Genomic DNA, 16087 nt, shown 5'->3' with positions numbered 1-16087 from the left:
ATGAGCCCCTCCTGACTCCCGCTCCGTCAGCGAACGTCGGCGCGCCGCCAGCGGAGCGTCAGCCCCGCGTAGCCCGTCGGCTGCCGGCGGCCTTCTCTCAGGTCGAGCGGAAGCTCGAGGCCGCCCTCGGCTCGCAGCTCCAGGTTCGGGCGCAGGCGGAAACCAATGCCCAGCGAGCCGCCCGGTGACGCAAGCAGGTGCGTGCCGTTGAACCTGCCTTGAAAGACGGTGAGGGGTCCCGCGAAGGTCCCCATCATCGAGACGCCCCCGGTGACGGTCCACGCCCGGCTGAGCCGGTAGTCCAGCAGCGCCTGCGCCCCCAGGCGCAGGTTGACGGGCTCCGTGGAGTTGTTGGTGACGGGCACGTACCAGACACCCGCGCTCGGGGCGACCGACAACGTCCAGGCAGACTGCTCGGCGAGCCGATGCCGGGTCCCGAGCTCGAGGCCCAGCAGCGTGAGGCGGCCCCCCCAATCCCAGTTCTCCCCCGCCCCCCTGCGGAAGGTGAGCTCGGGGTTGGGCAGATACGCCCGCTCCCGGCCGCGCTCGAAAGCGAGGGTGTTCAGCGAAACGCCGACGTCGGTCGTCCCCGCCGGGGTCGTCGCCGCGCCGAGGTTCCGCGCTCCGCTCATACAGCCGGGTGCTGCAAGAAGGAGCAGCCCGCCCAAGCCAAAGGCCCGCATGGCGTGTCGCGGCGTCATGGCGGCCACGCGAAGCGCACCCAGACCGGATGGTGGTCGCTGCCGGCGGGGAGCCTGTCCACGCCGCGCTCCTCCACGGAGAGGCCCTGGACGAAGACGGAGTCGAGCGGCAGGCCCCCGATCATGGAGTCCACGGTGTCCCCCACTCCTTCCGAGGCCCACTGGAAGCCCCGCCCCGAGAACAGCTTCACGGTCTGGGTGAGGCTCCCGGGGTCGGAGGTGTTGAAGTCGCCAGCGATGATCTGCAACGGCCCCTTTCCGTCGAGCGCGTCGATGATCGTCTCCGCCTGATCCAGCCGGGCGCCGAGCCCGACGATGGGGGTCGCGTTGTGCACGCAGACCGCCTGGACGGGGGTCCCCCGGATGTCCAGCGTCGCGACGACCGCGATGCGGTGCTGCTGGCGGTAGGGGTCGTCATGCGGCAGGTTGATCTTCCAGTCCGCGGTGATGGGCCAGCGGCTCAACACCGCGTTTCCGAAGTCATCCCCATCCTTCGCGACCGACCCGGGGTAGTAGACGTAGGCCAGCCCGAGCTCCCTGGCGATCCGGTCCACGGAGGCCGCGTCCATCTCCTGCATCAGGATGACGTCCGCCCCCGCGAGCGGTGGCCTCGTGAGGGCTGTGATTGCCTCGGGGACGTGCTCGGCGAAGGAAAGGTTGAACGTCACGACGGTGAGCGAGGAGGGCTCCTCCGCGGAGACGGCGCCAGCGGTCCGATGGTCCCCGCTGTACCTCGGTCCTGTTTCATCCGGGTAGTTCTCCGCGAGCGGGCACCCGGTCAGCAGCGAGAGCAGGAGGAGCGCCCACGGCAGCGCGACGAGCGAGCCCCTCCTTCGGGTGCGGTTTACTTCGTTAAGACGCAATGACTGACTCATCAAGCAACTGAACGGCGCGCAGAATCAGAGATTCCATTCGCGCGGCATCCGGGATGCATCACAGCCTTCGCCTGGTCCCTCCATTGCCCTGGGATTCGGGCAGGGAGGAAGCAACCGTTCCGCGGCCGACGGCGCTTCCGGCTCCAGGGCCGATGGCCGCCCTGGCAGGTCGGTCCCACCCTCAATCCCGGCATGCTTCCCGGCGTGGGGGAACGGGGGGCCGCGTGTTGGGGACAATGGCCGTGAGGTCCGAGCGGCCCAGCCGGGCGGCCCTCGCGCACGTCGCGACGGTGTTGCTGCTGGCCACTGTCTTTCCGTCCCAGGCGCGCGGGTTCCCCGCGGATGCGCCGCTCGCCAGGCAGGAGCCCACGGTTCAGGCCACGGGGAATGCGGCCCTGGAAGCCGCTCCCGGGTGCCAGGAGCCAGAGCCTCCGCGCCGGCATCCCTGGCTGGCGCTGGGCGAGGTGACGGCGGTGAACACGGCGGTGTGGGCGGTGAACCGGTACATCCGGAAGCGCGACTGGGCCGAGGTGAGCCCGGAAGTCTGGGGGCGCAACCTGACGAGCGGCTTCGAGTGGGACGCGGACAAGTTCACCGCCAACCAGCTCGACCATCCGTACCACGGCGGCATCTACTACAACATCGGGCGCGACAACGGCCTGAGCTACTGGGAGGCGGCTCCCCTCACCTTCCTCGGCAGCCTCCAATGGGAGGTGTTCGGCGAGAACAACCCCCCGTCCGCCAACGACGTCATCAACACGAGCATCGGAGGTCTCGCCGTCGGCGAGGTGCTGTACCGGTTGTCCTCGATGATTCTGGACAACGGTGCCACGGGCTGGGAGCGGGGCGGCCGCGAGGTGGCGGCGGGCTTGCTCAATCCGGGGCGTGGGTTCAGCCGGGTCGTCCGGGGCGAGGCGTGGCGGGTCGGGCCCACGCCGCGCGAGTGGACGCCGGCCCACTTCGCCGGCTTCGCGCGGGCGGGGTTCCTCCAGGAGGGAGCTGGCGACGCGGGGCAAGAGGGCTCGGGCCGGTTCGTGCTCGGGTTGGGCATGCGCCACGGCGACCCGTTCCTCGACGACTTCCGCAAGCCGTTCGACAGCTTCGCGGTGGATGCCAGCTTCATCGTCCGCCAGGGCCACTTCCTCGGCCAGGCCGATGCGCAAGGGCTGCTCGCGGTCACCTCGCTGTCGCGGCGACCCCGGTGGCAGGTCTTGCTGGGCGCGTACCAGTTCTACGACTTCGTGGACATCGGCAACTACCAGGTGGGCGCGCAGTCCTTCAGCGGGAGCCTGCTCTACCGCCATGAACTGACGGGAGCGATGGATGTGCGCGCGGCCCTGGATCTGCGGGGAGTGGCGCTCGCGGCCATCTCCTCCATCCCCTCCGAAACCAACGAACGGGGCTACGACTACGGGCCCGGGGTGGGAGTCACGCTGCGGGCCGCGTTGGGCTCCTGGCCGTGGGAGTACCTCGGCGTGGAGCTGGAGACGTCATGGATCCACACCCTGGACGGGGTGGTGAAGGACCACCTGATCCACGAGGGCCGCCTCCATGCGGACATCCCGGTCTACCGTGGGCTGGGGCTGGGTGGCAGCCTCCAGCTCTTCCGGCGCGACACGCTCATTTCCAACGAGAGGCCCGACCCCGTGCAGACCCCGCGGTTCCAGGTGTTCGTGTCGTGGCACTGAGCCCGGGGGCAGCCGGACTATGCTCGGCGTCCCATGAGCCCCTCCCCCCTCCACGGATACGCGCGACGCGTCGGCCTCTTCTCGGGGGTGATGCTCGTCATTGGCGGCATCATCGGCTCGGGCATCTTCCTCAACCCGGCCATCGTCGCGCAGCGCGTGCACACGCCGGAGCTCACCCTGCTGGTGTGGCTCATGGGCGGCGGGGTGGCGCTCATTGGCGCCTTCATCTACGGGGAGCTGGGACAGCGCAGCCCCAAGGCGGGCGGCAGCTACGTCTACCTGCGCGATGCCTTCGGCCCGCTGCCCGCGTTCCTCAATGCGTGGGGCTTGATGCTGATGATCGCCACCGGGGCCATCGCCGCCGTGGCGGTCACCTTCGCCAACTACACCCTCGCGCTCACCGGCCTGGGGCCCGGCTTCCGCTTCCCCCTCGCCGTCGGTGCCATCCTCCTGCTCTCCGGCGTGAACTACCTCGGCGTGCGGCCCGGCGCGCTCACGCAGAACGTCTTCACCGTGCTCAAGCTGCTGGCGCTCGCGGTGCTGGTGGGCGCGGGGCTGCTGCTCGAGAGCGTCCGTCCTGCGGCGGTGGAGGCGGTCGCCGCGCCCCAGGCGCCGGACTCCATCGTGCTCGCCCTGGGGGCGGCGCTCGTCCCGGTGCTGTTCAGCTACGGCGGGTGGCAGCAGACGAACTTCGTGGCCGAGGAGATGGTCGACCCCGAGCGCAACCTGCCGCGCGCCCTGTTGCTCGGCGTCATCGGCGTGGTGACGGTGTACCTGCTCGCGAACATCACCTACCTGCGCACGCTCGGCGCGGTGGGGCTCGCGGCGAGCAGCGCGCCGGCGGCGGACGCGCTCGGTCAGTTGCTGGGGCCCGCGGGCCGCACGTTCATCACCGCGGGAATCGCCCTCTCCACCTTCGGCTTCCTCAACCTGGTCATCCTCGTCTCACCGCGCGTCTATCAGGCCATGGCCGCGGATGGACTGTTCTTCCCCTGGATGGCCCGGCTGCACCCGCGCTTCCGCACGCCCTCCAACGCCATCGTCTTCCAGGCGGTCTGGGCCATCCTGCTCACGGGCACGGGCACGTACGGCGAGCTGCTCGACTACGTCGTCTTCGCGGACTGGCTCGTCTTCGGCGCCACGGCCGCGACGCTGTTCGTCTACCGCGCGCGTGAGCGGCAGGGCCTGGTGCCCCGCGCCGCGTACCGGGTGCCCGGCTATCCCGTCACCCCGCTGCTCTTCATCGCCGCGGCGCTGTACGTCCTCTTGGGCTCGACGGCCTCCAACCCGCTCAACGCGCTCAAGGGCACGTTGCTGCTCGGCGCGGGTGTGCCCGTGTTCCTCTACTGGCGCCGGCGCACCCGGCGGCCGGAGGCTCCGCCCGCCCTCGGCACGCCCTGAGGCGAGGACCGCGGCTCACAGCATCTCGCGCAGGTTCTCCTCCGCGGTGCGGGCCAACTGGGCGACGCGCTTGTGGAGCCACAGGCCAAAGGGCTGCACCCGCTCGCGCTTCATGGGCCGGGGCAGCTCCGCCTCGCCCTCGTCGAAGGGAATGATGGCCTGCTCGCCCGTGGGGGACACCACGCGGGCGTCGAACGCGAAGGACCGGGAGGTGTGCCAGCCCCCGTGAAACACGCGGAGGTTCTCCAGCTCCGTGTTGCCGGTGGCTTCGACGAGGCCCTCGATGTCGTAGACGTCGTCGGCGATCTCCAGGCAGCTCCAGCCGCCGCCGGTGACGTTGCCGCACAGGAACATGGGCAGGTCCTGGTCCGCGCCGCTGCCGACAATCCAGGTGATGGAGCCATACACGCGCAGGAAGTAGTCCCAGCTGGACTCGCGCTTCTTCGGCTTGCCCGGCTTCGCCGTCCTCCAGCGGCCGATGCGCGCCTTGTGCATGCGCTTGAAGAAGGACACGTGCTCCACGGTCGTGGCGATGCGCTTCTTCTCCTCCTGCGCGTCCAGTTGCTCCGCGACGAAGTGCCCCGTGGGCATGCGCGCGTGCAGGTCCTTCAGCATCGCGATGGCCACGTCGACGGCCTCGAAGGCGTCCCGGGGCTTCGGGAAGGAGGGCCGATTGGGAAGGGGCGCGCGCTTGGGGGCGTTCGGCGCGGGCCTGGGCTCCGGGTTGGAGAACCGGGCTGACGTGAGCTCGATGTTCTGGAGCACGAAGCCGGCCTTCTCCCTGGCTCGCACGCGCTGCTCGGCCCGGGCGAGGGCGGCTTCACGGCTGTCGCAGGTCGTCTGCTTCGAGGAGTCCTCGAAGACATGCTCGCCGTCCACGAGGACCCCCCAATACTTGTCGGGAGCCCGGTGGTACTGACGCCGCGTCACGAACTTCTTCGTCGCGTTCCACGGCGCGCCATCCTTGAACCCCAGCTTGCGGTAGCGTGCCAGCAGGGCCTCGACCTGGGAGGTCTCGATGCGGGAGACCAGGTGCGCGCCGTTCAGCGTCCCCCGGCGGATGAGGGACTGCGCGCCACGCACCTCGACGTCGACGTGAAGCAGGCTGCCGAGCCGGTACAGGGTGTGCCGCCGTTCGACGGGCGCGAGCCCCTTGAAGACGTTCGCATCCTCCTTGTCGAGCGTGCCCGCGCTCCAGACGCGCAGGGCACCGCCCTGGGTGTAGAGCCAGACCTCGTCCTTCGTGTCGAGCTGGGGGTCCGAGTACCAGATGGGGTCCCCGCCGTTGAGCTTCCGCAGCCGCTTCCAGTCAGGCATGGCGCCTTATCTCACGCGGCACGCTCAACGTTCAGCCTCCATGCGCGCCTTCTCGCGGATGATGACGTCGCGCACGTGGTCGCGCAGGGCGTGCACGTCCCCGCCGAAGGCCTCTGGGTCGATGGGCTCCAGCACGCGCACCCTGGCGTGGACGGCCTGCTGGAGGATGAGCCCATGCTTGGGCATGGTCCGCGCGGTGCCTGTGAGGACCACGGGGATGATGGGACAGCGCTCCTGGATGGAGAGCGTGAAGGCGCCGTCCTTGAAGGCCTTCACCTGGCCGTCATGGGAGCGGGTGCCTTCGGGAAACATCAGGATGGGGACGCCGCGCGACAGCCAATGCCTGCACCCCGCCATCATCTGGATGATGCTGGCGCGGTCTCCGCGGATGAGCGGCACATAGCGGTTGAGGCGCATGTTCCAGCCGATGAGCGGTAGCTTGAAGTTCTCCGCCTTGGAGACCCACTTGAAAGGCCGGTAGAGGCCGAAGAGGACCAGGATGTCCCCCAGCGATTCGTGGTTGGCCACCAGCACCGCCGCGCCCTTCCAGGGCAGGCGTTCACGGCCCTCCACCCGCAGGTGCCACATCGGGTTCACATAGAAATACAGCTGCGCCCAGAAGCACGAGTACAGGTGAAGCACGCGTCCATTCGCGTCAAACGGGCGGGTGAGCGCCCACAGCAGGAGCGCTCCAAGGAACAACACCGCGCTGGACAGCGCGAGGAAGATCCAGAACGCGATCGAGATGGGGATTCGGATGATCCCCACTCTGTCATGGGTGGGTGGCCGCACCCAGCATAGGTGCGCATGAATGCGGCGAAGGTGTGGATGGCAGCCCCGCCCCCCGGGGACGTGTCCACTGAGCGCTTGCCATCACTTCCCGCGCCGAACAGGCCCTTTCGGACACATGGCCCTGCTCGAATCCAGGCACATGCGTGCGCCTTCTGGGCAGCCGGTGCATCTCCGTCGCCCGGCAACCCGTGCCGGTTGGAGCCCCCCGATGAGATGTTTGCGTCCCCTGATCCCCTGTGTCGTCCTGCTTGCGACAAGCGCGCACGCCCAACTCGCGAATGGCCTGCGTGCCGGCATTGCCCGGGTCCTTCGCGTCAATGCGGCGGAGGCCGAGTACGCCAAACCCCTGCCCGAGAACCCGGATAACAACGACGAGGAGCGCTACCCCACGCGCTTCGCCAGCTACAGCAAGGGCTTGCAGCACGACGCGCTGGGCGACGTCGTCACGACCGAGTACGACAAGCTGCTCACGGCCCTGTTGGAGAATGATCCGGAGGAGGGCTTGGAGGCGCTACTCCTTGGCGAGCGCAAGCTCGTCAATCCCGTAGCGGGCTTCTCCTACCTGCCCGTGGGGCCGGACCCGCACGCGCTCGCGCTCAGGCCCGCGCCGCTGTTCATCAGCCCCGAGGTCGCGGGAGAGCTGGACGAACTGTACTGGATGTCTCTCGTCCGGGACGTCCCGTTCCAGGCCTACACGTCCAATCCGCCCGCGGTCATCACCCAGGCCGTCCAGCGCCTCAACGCGCTCCGCGAATACCGGGGGGCGAAGGACGCCGGCGTCGTGACGGGCCAGACGCTCTTCCGGGCCGAGCTATCCGGGAGCGTGAAGGGTCCGTTCATCTCCCAGTTCCTGCTGATGGACGTGCCCTATGGCGCCCAGGTGATTCCCCAGCGCAACCTGACGCGTGTCGCCGGTGATGACCGCGTCTTCCGGTTCGACGCCTGGCTGAACATCCAGAACGGTGCGCTCCCCACCCAGCCGCCGATCTACGACCCGGTCCGCCGGTACCTTCGCAACGGCCGCGACCTGGCCGAGTGGGTGCACCTGGACTATCCGGTGCAGTCCAGCCTCAACGCGGCGCTGCTGCTCACCCGGCTGGGCGATGTGGACGCGGATCCGAAAGCTTCGCCGCTCGTCTTCGATGAGCTGAATCCCTACCGGAACTACCGCAACCAGGAGCCCTTCGCGACGCTGGGCAACGGTGAAGGGCTGGACCTGGTGAGCCGCATCGTGAATCCGGCGCTGCGCGCGCAGTGGTTCCAGAAGTGGCTCATCCACCGGCGCCTGCGTCCGGAGGAGTACGCGGGCCGCGTGCACAACACCGTGACCGGGGCGCGCGTCTACCCCGTTCCCCAGGAACTGCTCACCTCGCCGGTGCTGCCGCTCGTGCTGGCTCGCAACAACGCGCTCAACGCAGGCGCGGGCGGCACGTACCTGCTCAATCAGGCCTTTCCCGAAGGAAGCCCGGTCCACCCCGCCTATGCGTCCGGCCACTCCACCTACATTGGCGCGGGGGTGACGATGATCAAGGCCTTCTACAAGGACATCCCCCTGCCGAACCCGGTGGTCCCCAACGAGGACGGCACGGCGCTGCTGCCCTATACCGGCCCCACGCTCTACGCCTTCGACGAGCTGGACAAGCTGGTCAGCAACGTCGGCGTGGGACGGCTCTTCGCGGGGGTGCACTACCGCAGCGACCACGACCACGGCTCCCGCCTGGGTGAGCTGCTCGCGCTGCGCACGCTGCAGGACCTGGCGCACTACTACAACGAGCCCTTCGCGGGCTTCCAGGTCCGCACCTTCGGAGGCAACACGCTCACCATCCAGCGGACGACCCCGGTCCTGCCCAACCACGTGAGCGAGGTGAACTCCTTCACCGTCGTGAACCCGGACTCCGGCAGGGAGCTGGCGCCGATGTACAACGGCGCGGTCTTCGACCTGAGTGACCTGGGAGGAAACTCCGTGGGCCTCATGGCCTGGACCTACGAGGCCCAGGTGGGCAGCGTGCGCTTCCAGCTCGACGGCGTCGATACCGTCGACAACCAGGCGCCCTACATCCTCCCGGCCACGGCGACCGTCGGCACCCACGTGCTGACGGCCACGCCCTACAGCGAGGCCAACGGGCAGGGACTCGGCGGCGTTCCCCTGAGCGTGCGCTTCACCGTGCAGCCCTAGCGGCCGCGGATTTAATCCGGCTTGACTCATCCTCCCCCGGCCCCTTGCCGATACTCCGTTCGCACGCAGCAGGGTGCGAACATTCCTGGGGAGGATGTGTCATGGGGGACAGCACGATTCAGTCGGGGTATGGCCAGCTCGCCGCGCGGCTCGCGGCGGAGGCCGCGGCACGCCAGGCAGCGCTCCAGCAGGAAGCGGTCGCCGGCTCGATGATCCGCGCGGCGGACTCGCTCACGGCGGCGGAGCTGGGCGGACCGGACATCGAGTTCGCGCGGGGCCTCGCCAACCTCGGCATGTCCTTCCGGACGGATCCCGCCACGGGCACCCTGCTGTCAGGAGTGCTGTCGGAAGCCGAGCGCGTGTCGGTGGACAAGGCCTTGAGCGAGGGCGCGGGGGCGGTGCGCAGAGCCGTCCTGGACCTGCTCGGGATGGAGCTGTCGCCCGGCAACGACAACGGCACCCCGCTGGGCGCCTTCGAGCAGGGCCTGTTCGCGGTCTACGGCGCCGCGCTGTACGACTCCTGACCTCAGATTGCTGAGGGCCCCGGCGCCATCGCCATGCTTTTCCGAGAGGGCCCTCCGCGTACTCCCTTGATGCGTCTGGGTTTGAAGATGGCCTGGCGGCTGCATCAGCGCCGGGCCTCAATCCCAGGAGGACGCGAATGCGACACACCCTGCCGTTGCTAGCCCTCACCACGCTCCTGATGGCCTGTGGGGAGGTCGAGGTCTCCCTCTCCACGGACGCCACGGCGTACCTGCCCGGTGACACCGTCCAGCTCGTGCTGGTGAACGAGGGCACCCGCGAGGTGGGCTACAACCTCTGCGGCGCCCGGGTCGAGCACCGGGAGGACGGCGAGTGGATCCCCACACCGCTCCTGGGCGAGACCGATGCCTGCCCTGCCGTGCTTCACACGCTGAAGGTCGGTGACCAGGCCCACGGCATGGTGACACTCCACAAGGAGCTGCCGGCCGGCGAGTACCGCATCGTGCACGACGTGGACACGCTGAGGACCGACGCTGAAGGACGCTCCCTTCAGGAGCGGGTGATCAGCAATCCCTTCCGCATCGAGGTGACGGCGCCTTGATTCGGCTACTCCGCGTCCGTGATGCGCTCGAGCAGTTCGCTCAGCAGCAGGCTTTCGCCTTTTGACAGGACGCGGATCCGGTCCAGGGAGGCCCGCAGCGCGGCGGCCATGGCGCGGACCTCCGCGTGCTTGGGTTTCGCCGCCTCGCTCGTGATGGCGGCCACCGCGGCCTCGCGCGCGGCGTGGGCGAGCCCGGGGTCGCGCTTGCCTTCGGGCTGGCTCAGGAGCGTGAGCACGGCGCCCATGCCCATCGCGGACACCAGGCCGAGCGCCCGCTCCTCGCTGACCCGCAGCCGGCCCGCGAGCGCGAGGTTCCGGATGCGCCGCCGCAGGACATCCTCCCCGTCGCCCAGGGACGGAGACTGCGACGCGAGCTGTGGGTCGCTGCTCATGATGGCGAACAGCCCGGGGTGGCTGAGGCCGAACGCGATGTGCATGTCCCACCCGTCGCGAAAGTCCTGAAGCGGATCCGGGTGCGGCTTGCGCGCGGCCTTCTCCGACACGTAGCTCCGCATGGCGTGCTCGAAGACCGCCGCGAGCAGGCCTCGCTTGTCGCCAAAGAGCCGGTAGAGCGTCGGCGCCTGCACCCCCGCCGCGGCAGCCACGGCCCGCGTCGTCGCGGCCTCGGGCCCTCCAGAGGCGATGAGCTCAGCGGCGGCCGCCAGGATGCGCGCGCGCGCATCGGAGCCCTCCACGTCCTCGGCAGCGACCTTGTCCCGATCCTTCATGGGGTGGAGATAGCACGCGCCCGTGGAGCGCCGGTAACAAAGGCTTGATATCGGCGATAACGGCCACTACGTTATCGACGGTAACAATCATCTGCTTCCACCGATATCACCAGGAGCGTTCGATGATCGTCGTGACCGGAGCCACCGGGCAGCTCGGCCGTCTCATCGTGGAGAACCTCATCACCCGCGTCCCTGCGGACCGGGTCGCCGTCAGCGTCCGGGACGTGCAGAAGGCCCAGGACCTGGCGGCACGGGGCGTCCGGGTGCGCAGGGGCGACTTCGCGGAGCCAGCGAGCCTCGCGCACGCCTTCGAAGGCGCATCCCAGGTGTTCATGGTCTCTTCGAACGCGCGAGCGACGGGCGGCGATACCCTCGCCCAGCACCGCGCCGCCATCGACGCCGCCCGGTCCGCTGGCGCGCGACGCATCGTCTACACGAGCCACATGGCCGCGAGCCGTTCCTCGGCGTTTCCGCCGATGCTCGACCATGCGGCGACGGAGCAGCTGCTGAGCGAGTCCGGGCTGGCGTGGACCTCGCTTCGCAACGGCTTCTACGCTTCGAGCGCGGTGTTCCTGCTGGCGAAGGGCCTGCAGACAGGAGTCTTCGAGGCACCCGCGGACGGCAAGGTCTCCTGGACCACGCACGCGGACCTCGCGGAGGCAGCAGCAGTCATCCTGACGAACGAGGGCCGCTACGACGGGCCGACGCCGCCGCTCACGGCATCGCAGGCGCTCGACTTCGGAGCGCTGTGCGAGCTCGCGTCGGGCATCCTTGGACGCCCGCTCCACCGGAGCACGGTGCCGGAGGACGAGATGCGCGCGAAGCTCACCGCCTCCGGCATGCCCGCGCCCGCGGTGGCCATCTCGCTCGGCCTCTACCGCGCGAGCCGCGACGGAGAGTTCGCGGCCGTCAATCCCACGCTGCGTGAGCTGCTGGGCCGTGCGCCGACGGGCATGCGCGAGGTGCTGGCCGAGAAGCTGGGCCGGGCGGCATAGCGGCCCGGCCCCCGGTTACTTCGCGCCCCTGCTCGCGGCGCCTCGGGCGAACATGCGTCCCAGCCACGCGTCGCGCGTCGCGATGCAGGCCCGGGCCACGTCGGACTGCGGCGCGATGTCGTAGAAGCCGTGGAAGGCGCCGCCCCAGACATGCAGCTCGCACTCGCCGCCAGCGGCCATGATTCCGCGCGCGTAGGCAACGGCTTCATCCCGGAACGTCTCCCCTTCCGCGACGTCGATGAAGGTCGGTGGCAGCCCCCGGAGCTCCGTTGCGCGCGCGGGCGCGGAATAGGGAGACACGTCGGCGCCGCCCAGACGGTCGCCGAGCACCGCCCGCCAGGCCGTCAGGTTGCTGGTGCGGTCCCAGACGCCGACGCCGTCGTACCGGTGGGCGGACTCCGTCTCGTTGCGGTCATCCAGCATGGGGCATTGCAGCAACTGGCCCAGCAGCCGCGGCCCACGCCGATCCCGGGCCAGGAGCGTGGTCCCCGCCGCGAGCCCTCCCCCACCGCTTCCGCCGAAGATGACGAGCTGGCTCGGGTCGAACTGGAGCGCCGCGGCGTTCGCCGCCATCCACTCCAGCCCCGCGTAGCAGTCCTCCACCAGGGTGGGGGCCGGATGCTCGGGCGCCAGGCGGTATTCGACCGTCACGCAGACCGCATCGTGACGAAGCGCCTGGTCCACGAGCGGCCTCGCCCCCGCGAAGCGGGTCCCCATCACCATGCCGCCACCATGGATGAAATAGACGGCGGGCCCGGGAGTCGCGTGGTCCTGCCGCGCGATGACCGAGACCGTGATCTCCGCGCCCTGGTACCCGGGGATGCGGTGATCGACGCAGCGGACCTTCGCGTCTCCGATGAGGTCCTCCCGGCCCACGCGGCTCAACGTGCGGAAGTGCTCCAGCTGCTCCAGCGTCATCCCCACCGGCACATACCCCTTCAGCGAAGGCAGGAGCGCGGCGAGCTGGGGGTCGAAGTCGGGGGATGCGTTCGGGCGGGTCATGGAGGGCCGGAGACAGGCAGTCGAGATGAGACGCCCGGCAAATCATGAAGCATGCCGGACGTCCCGGTCATTCTCGCGCCTCAGCTCTCGACGGTGGCGGACTGCTCGGCCGCCGGGTCCTGCTCGCTGCACACCCGTGAGGCCTCGGCCTGCTGGGCCTCCGTGGCGGCGGGGTCGATGTCGGTGACGCTCGGGATGCAGCCCCAGTACATCGCGTTCTCGGCGCACGTGGTCGTGCGGCCCCGGACGTCGCAGATCGTGCTGCAGGGACTTTCGTAACAGATGTCTTCGCACTGGGGCTTCGCGGCAAAGGCAGCCGCGGGCGAGAGGGAAAGGACAACCGAGGCAGCCAGGAGGGACTTCTTCAGCGTGCGCATGCGTGCTCCGTCTGAGAAGAACTGCGCGGGCAGCATACAACCACTACCCAAACGGACCTAGAGTGAACCTTTCGCTCATGAAAGGGCCGCGAATGAAATACCTCCTGCTCCTGCTCCCGCTGCTTGCAGCCTGTGCCTCGTCATCCCAGGCCACGTCCCCGCGGGAGGCCGTGACGGACACGGACGCCGACCGCATCGTCCGGGCGCTCTGCGACAAGCAGCTTGCGTTGCTGGGCGAGGAGTCCCACCACGGCAACGCCAGGACGGTTGCCTTCAAGGTGGCCTTGACCCGCAGGCTGGTGGAGGAGTGCCACTACGACGCGTTCGTCATCGAGGCAGGCACCTACGACTTCCTCCACATCCAGGCGCTGCTGAAGGCAGGCCAACCCCTCGGCGAGGACACGGTCGCCGCCGCCATTGGCAGGATGTGGGCCACCGAGGAGATGGCGCCCCTGATCCCGTTCCTGACCGCGCGGCTCCAGGCGGGGACGCTGGTGGCCGGCGGGCTCGATGATCAGATTGGCAGGGGCACCTACGCGCAGAAGCAGATGGCGCGTGAGCTCATCCCTCTCTTCCAGGGGCCAAGGCAGGCCGCGTGCGGCGCGGAGATAGAACGGCACATGGCCTGGGGATATGACGAAGCCCACCCGTACACGGCGGAGACCGCGAAGTTCATCCTGGGGTGCTGGCAGGAATTGGCGTCGGCGCTCACCGCTCCCGAGTCCGGACGTTCGCTGCGGATGGTCCGCAACCTGGAACGGAACTTCACCCGCCAGGTCGCCGCGATGTCCCAGACTCCGGAGCAGACCGCGAGCGCAAGGGATTGGAACGACTTCGACGCGCGCGATCGCTCCATGTTCCTCAACCTGGAATCGTTCCTGTCCCAGTTCCCCAGGCCGCGCAAGGCCATCGTCTGGCTTGCCACCATCCATGCCGCGAAGGACCTGCGGCAGGTGGATGCGGACGCTCGAAACGGGACGTCCTTCGGCTCCCATGTCCGTGAGAAGTACGGGGACCGGTCCTTCGTGCTGGGGTTCTCCGCGAACTCCGGGGGCTATGCCCTCGGCAGCTCGGCTCGCACCTACGTCCTGGCCCCCGCGACGGCCGAATCGCTGGAGGGGTGGGCGTTCGCCAACCACGCCGCGGACACCCGGTATCTGGAGGGACACCAGCTCCGTGACTTCGGACCCAGGGTGGCGCGTGCCTTGAACTACACGTGGATGACGGCGCCGTGGGACACGGTCATGGATGGACTGTTGATCTTCCGCGAAGAGGCCCCGGGCCGCCCCCGGTGATATGGCCTATGGGTTTGATTGACCCGTGGGAATCCCGTAGGGCCGTCCCGGCACGCCACGATCGCAATCATTCACGCCCACAGGAACTCCTCGAATTGCCTGGATTGATTTGCAGTTAGAAAGGGATTGGTGTTAGTAAGGCATTGGCTTCGGCCAACCCCCGCACAAACAACTCAGGAGAAGTCCATGACGAGGAACGTGAAGCGTTTCCTGGCTGCCTCGCTGTTGTCTCTCGCTCCGTCCATCGCGTTCGCCGGCCAGGTGGAGCTCGGGTTCCCCGACTTCCTCACCCAGCGCGGCGAATATGTCAGCCTCCGCGAGGGGGCCTTCGAGGTTCCCCAGGTGAAGGGCGGGGCGTCCGTGGGTCCGGCGCTGGAGAACTTCTTCATCCAGAACCAGAGCGGTGCGACCGTCTCCCTGGGCCTCCAGATCGTGACGGGGACGTTCAACGGCGTGTTCACGCCCTACCCCGTGCCCACCGCCACCCTGGGCGGGTTCCAGATCAGCGCGCCCACCCCGGCGCCGTCGTTCTCCCAGCAGTACTACTGGACGGTCGACCCGGCGAACCCGGGCGGCGCGAAGACCTGTATCTGGCGCGTGGACATCGCTGACTCCGGCGGCACCTGCACGGCGTCCGTCGCCTTCGGCACCGTCGGCGGCGCCATCTGCGCCCTGGACACCATCAACTCCTTCATCGACATCAACACCTGCCAGGCGCAGATCGTCACCATCATGCAGTGAGCTGAGCTGAACTCCGCCCGGGGTCCTGGATGGGGCTCCGGGCGGTGCCCTCCTCCGCCCCGTCAATCCCCAGGAAGGGTGAGGGGCAGGTTTTCAGGCCATGTCTATGCATGGGGAAGTGCCGTACAATCCCCACAGAATGGTCTGACCCGGGAGGGTGGATGTTCCGCTCAATGAATCTCAGCTCCGACGAGCTCATGCTCAGGGACAGGGCCCTCCTGGCCCTCAACGGCTCGCTGTCCCTCTCGCGGAACCTCGAAGCCGTTCGACCGCACCTGCTGGAGCTCGCGCAGGCGGACTCCATGGCCCTGTGCCTCATGCACGTCGAGTCCGCGAGCAACCACTGGCACGTCCCTGGCCATCGCATCCCCATCCTGGATGAGTATGAGCGCGTGGTCGAACACGACTTCTTCCGGGAGCCCATCTTCGCCCGGCCGAACGTGGTCATCCGCGATTCGCAGATCCTCACCCGGAATGAGTACGAGCGGACGCTCATCTTCCAACGCAGCCGGGAGCTGGCGCAGAACCTGGAGCACATCATGGCCGTGCTCCTCCCCATCCGGCCCGGCTTCTTCGGCGCCCTCGCGCTCTACCGGCACCTGCCGCGCGCCTTCTCCGCCCGGAACGCCGCGCTCCTCTCCAGCCTCACCGCGCACCTGATGAACACCGTGCGCAATTGCAGTGACGTCCAGGAAGCCGCCACCAGCGCCCGGCTCCTCGAGGAGCTCTACCGCCGCCCCGACGCCGCCTTCGTCGTCGTGGAGCCGCCGCACCACGAGGTGCTGCGCTCTCCGCAGGCCGCTGTCCTGCTGGACCGGTGGTTCAGCCGCTCCGAACTCCACTCCTCCGGACTGCCCCTCCCGCTCAAGGAGCGGCTGGACGCCCTGGTCGGCATGCCCCCGGATGCGCGGCTCG

16 protein-coding genes are annotated in these 16087 nt (G+C 68.9%); 9 read left to right on the top strand and 7 right to left on the bottom strand.

Annotated features, from left to right (window positions below; translation table 11 throughout):
• Positions 1-26: 26 nt before the first annotated feature.
• Together JYK02_RS04835 and JYK02_RS04830 are read right to left on the bottom strand one after the other, a co-directional pair.
• Positions 27-632: a hypothetical protein gene (locus JYK02_RS04835; RefSeq protein WP_242588446.1), complete on the bottom strand. Its 606-nt coding sequence runs from the start codon at positions 630-632 to the stop codon at positions 27-29.
• A gap of 65 nt (positions 633-697) precedes the next feature.
• Positions 698-1564, bottom strand: coding sequence for an endonuclease/exonuclease/phosphatase family protein (locus tag JYK02_RS04830; RefSeq protein WP_242588445.1), 867 nt, complete (start codon positions 1562-1564; stop codon positions 698-700).
• 254 nt (positions 1565-1818) lie between these two features.
• On the opposite strand from JYK02_RS04830, the gene JYK02_RS04825 reads away from it, so the two are divergent.
• Both JYK02_RS04825 and JYK02_RS04820 read left to right on the top strand, forming a co-directional pair.
• Positions 1819-3264, top strand: coding sequence for a DUF3943 domain-containing protein (locus tag JYK02_RS04825; protein ID WP_207048705.1), 1446 nt, complete (start codon positions 1819-1821; stop codon positions 3262-3264).
• Positions 3265-3297: 33 nt separating this feature from the next.
• Complete coding sequence (locus JYK02_RS04820; protein ID WP_207048704.1) at positions 3298-4665, top strand: APC family permease; 1368 nt, start codon at positions 3298-3300, stop codon at positions 4663-4665.
• A 15-nt stretch (positions 4666-4680) separates the two neighbouring features.
• Here JYK02_RS04820 and JYK02_RS39485 read toward each other — a convergent pair whose 3' ends face one another.
• Both JYK02_RS39485 and JYK02_RS04810 read right to left on the bottom strand, forming a co-directional pair.
• Positions 4681-5982: a hypothetical protein gene (locus JYK02_RS39485; RefSeq protein WP_242588443.1), complete on the bottom strand. Its 1302-nt coding sequence runs from the start codon at positions 5980-5982 to the stop codon at positions 4681-4683.
• A gap of 24 nt (positions 5983-6006) precedes the next feature.
• The gene (locus JYK02_RS04810) at positions 6007-6744 is read right to left on the bottom strand and encodes a lysophospholipid acyltransferase family protein (RefSeq protein WP_347402432.1); all 738 of its coding nucleotides are present in this window, start codon (positions 6742-6744) and stop codon (positions 6007-6009) included.
• A gap of 247 nt (positions 6745-6991) precedes the next feature.
• Here JYK02_RS04810 and JYK02_RS04805 point away from each other — a divergent pair, with 247 nt between their 5' ends.
• The 3 genes from JYK02_RS04805 (at position 6992) to JYK02_RS04795 (ending at position 10034) form a co-directional block, all read left to right on the top strand.
• Positions 6992-8950 (top strand): phosphoesterase, encoded by a 1959-nt coding sequence (locus JYK02_RS04805; RefSeq protein WP_207048703.1) that lies wholly within the window; start codon positions 6992-6994, stop codon positions 8948-8950.
• 101 nt (positions 8951-9051) lie between these two features.
• Entirely contained in the window at positions 9052-9474 is a 423-nt protein-coding gene (locus JYK02_RS04800; RefSeq protein WP_207048702.1) for a hypothetical protein, read from the top strand.
• 137 nt (positions 9475-9611) lie between these two features.
• Positions 9612-10034 (top strand): immunoglobulin-like domain-containing protein, encoded by a 423-nt coding sequence (locus JYK02_RS04795; RefSeq protein ID WP_207048701.1) that lies wholly within the window; start codon positions 9612-9614, stop codon positions 10032-10034.
• Between the two features lie 5 nt (positions 10035-10039).
• Here JYK02_RS04795 and JYK02_RS04790 read toward each other — a convergent pair whose 3' ends face one another.
• Positions 10040-10762 (bottom strand): TetR family transcriptional regulator, encoded by a 723-nt coding sequence (locus JYK02_RS04790; protein WP_207048700.1) that lies wholly within the window; start codon positions 10760-10762, stop codon positions 10040-10042.
• A 122-nt stretch (positions 10763-10884) separates the two neighbouring features.
• Between JYK02_RS04790 and JYK02_RS04785 the strand changes: the two genes are divergently transcribed.
• On the top strand, positions 10885-11757 hold the full coding sequence (locus JYK02_RS04785) for an SDR family oxidoreductase (protein WP_207048699.1): 873 nt from the start codon (positions 10885-10887) through the stop codon (positions 11755-11757).
• A 15-nt stretch (positions 11758-11772) separates the two neighbouring features.
• On the opposite strand, the gene JYK02_RS04780 is transcribed toward JYK02_RS04785, so the two are convergent.
• Entirely contained in the window at positions 11773-12759 is a 987-nt protein-coding gene (locus tag JYK02_RS04780) for an alpha/beta hydrolase (RefSeq protein WP_207048698.1), read from the bottom strand.
• Between the two features lie 80 nt (positions 12760-12839).
• Complete coding sequence (locus tag JYK02_RS04775) at positions 12840-13136, bottom strand: hypothetical protein (protein WP_207048697.1); 297 nt, start codon at positions 13134-13136, stop codon at positions 12840-12842.
• A 92-nt stretch (positions 13137-13228) separates the two neighbouring features.
• On the opposite strand from JYK02_RS04775, the gene JYK02_RS04770 reads away from it, so the two are divergent.
• The 3 genes from JYK02_RS04770 to JYK02_RS04760 all read left to right on the top strand — a co-directional run.
• On the top strand, positions 13229-14431 hold the full coding sequence (locus tag JYK02_RS04770) for an erythromycin esterase family protein (RefSeq protein WP_207048696.1): 1203 nt from the start codon (positions 13229-13231) through the stop codon (positions 14429-14431).
• A gap of 186 nt (positions 14432-14617) precedes the next feature.
• Complete coding sequence (locus JYK02_RS04765; RefSeq protein ID WP_207048695.1) at positions 14618-15172, top strand: hypothetical protein; 555 nt, start codon at positions 14618-14620, stop codon at positions 15170-15172.
• 173 nt (positions 15173-15345) lie between these two features.
• The coding region (locus JYK02_RS04760) for a helix-turn-helix transcriptional regulator (RefSeq protein ID WP_207048694.1) at positions 15346-16087 on the top strand (742 nt) is incomplete at its 3' end.

Origin of the sequence: Corallococcus macrosporus (genome assembly GCF_017302985.1) — a bacterium.
Classification (GTDB): Bacteria; Myxococcota; Myxococcia; order Myxococcales; family Myxococcaceae; genus Corallococcus; species Corallococcus macrosporus_A.
Note: the sequence above shows the minus strand (reverse complement) of the source record. Positions and strands in the feature narration are given on the sequence as shown.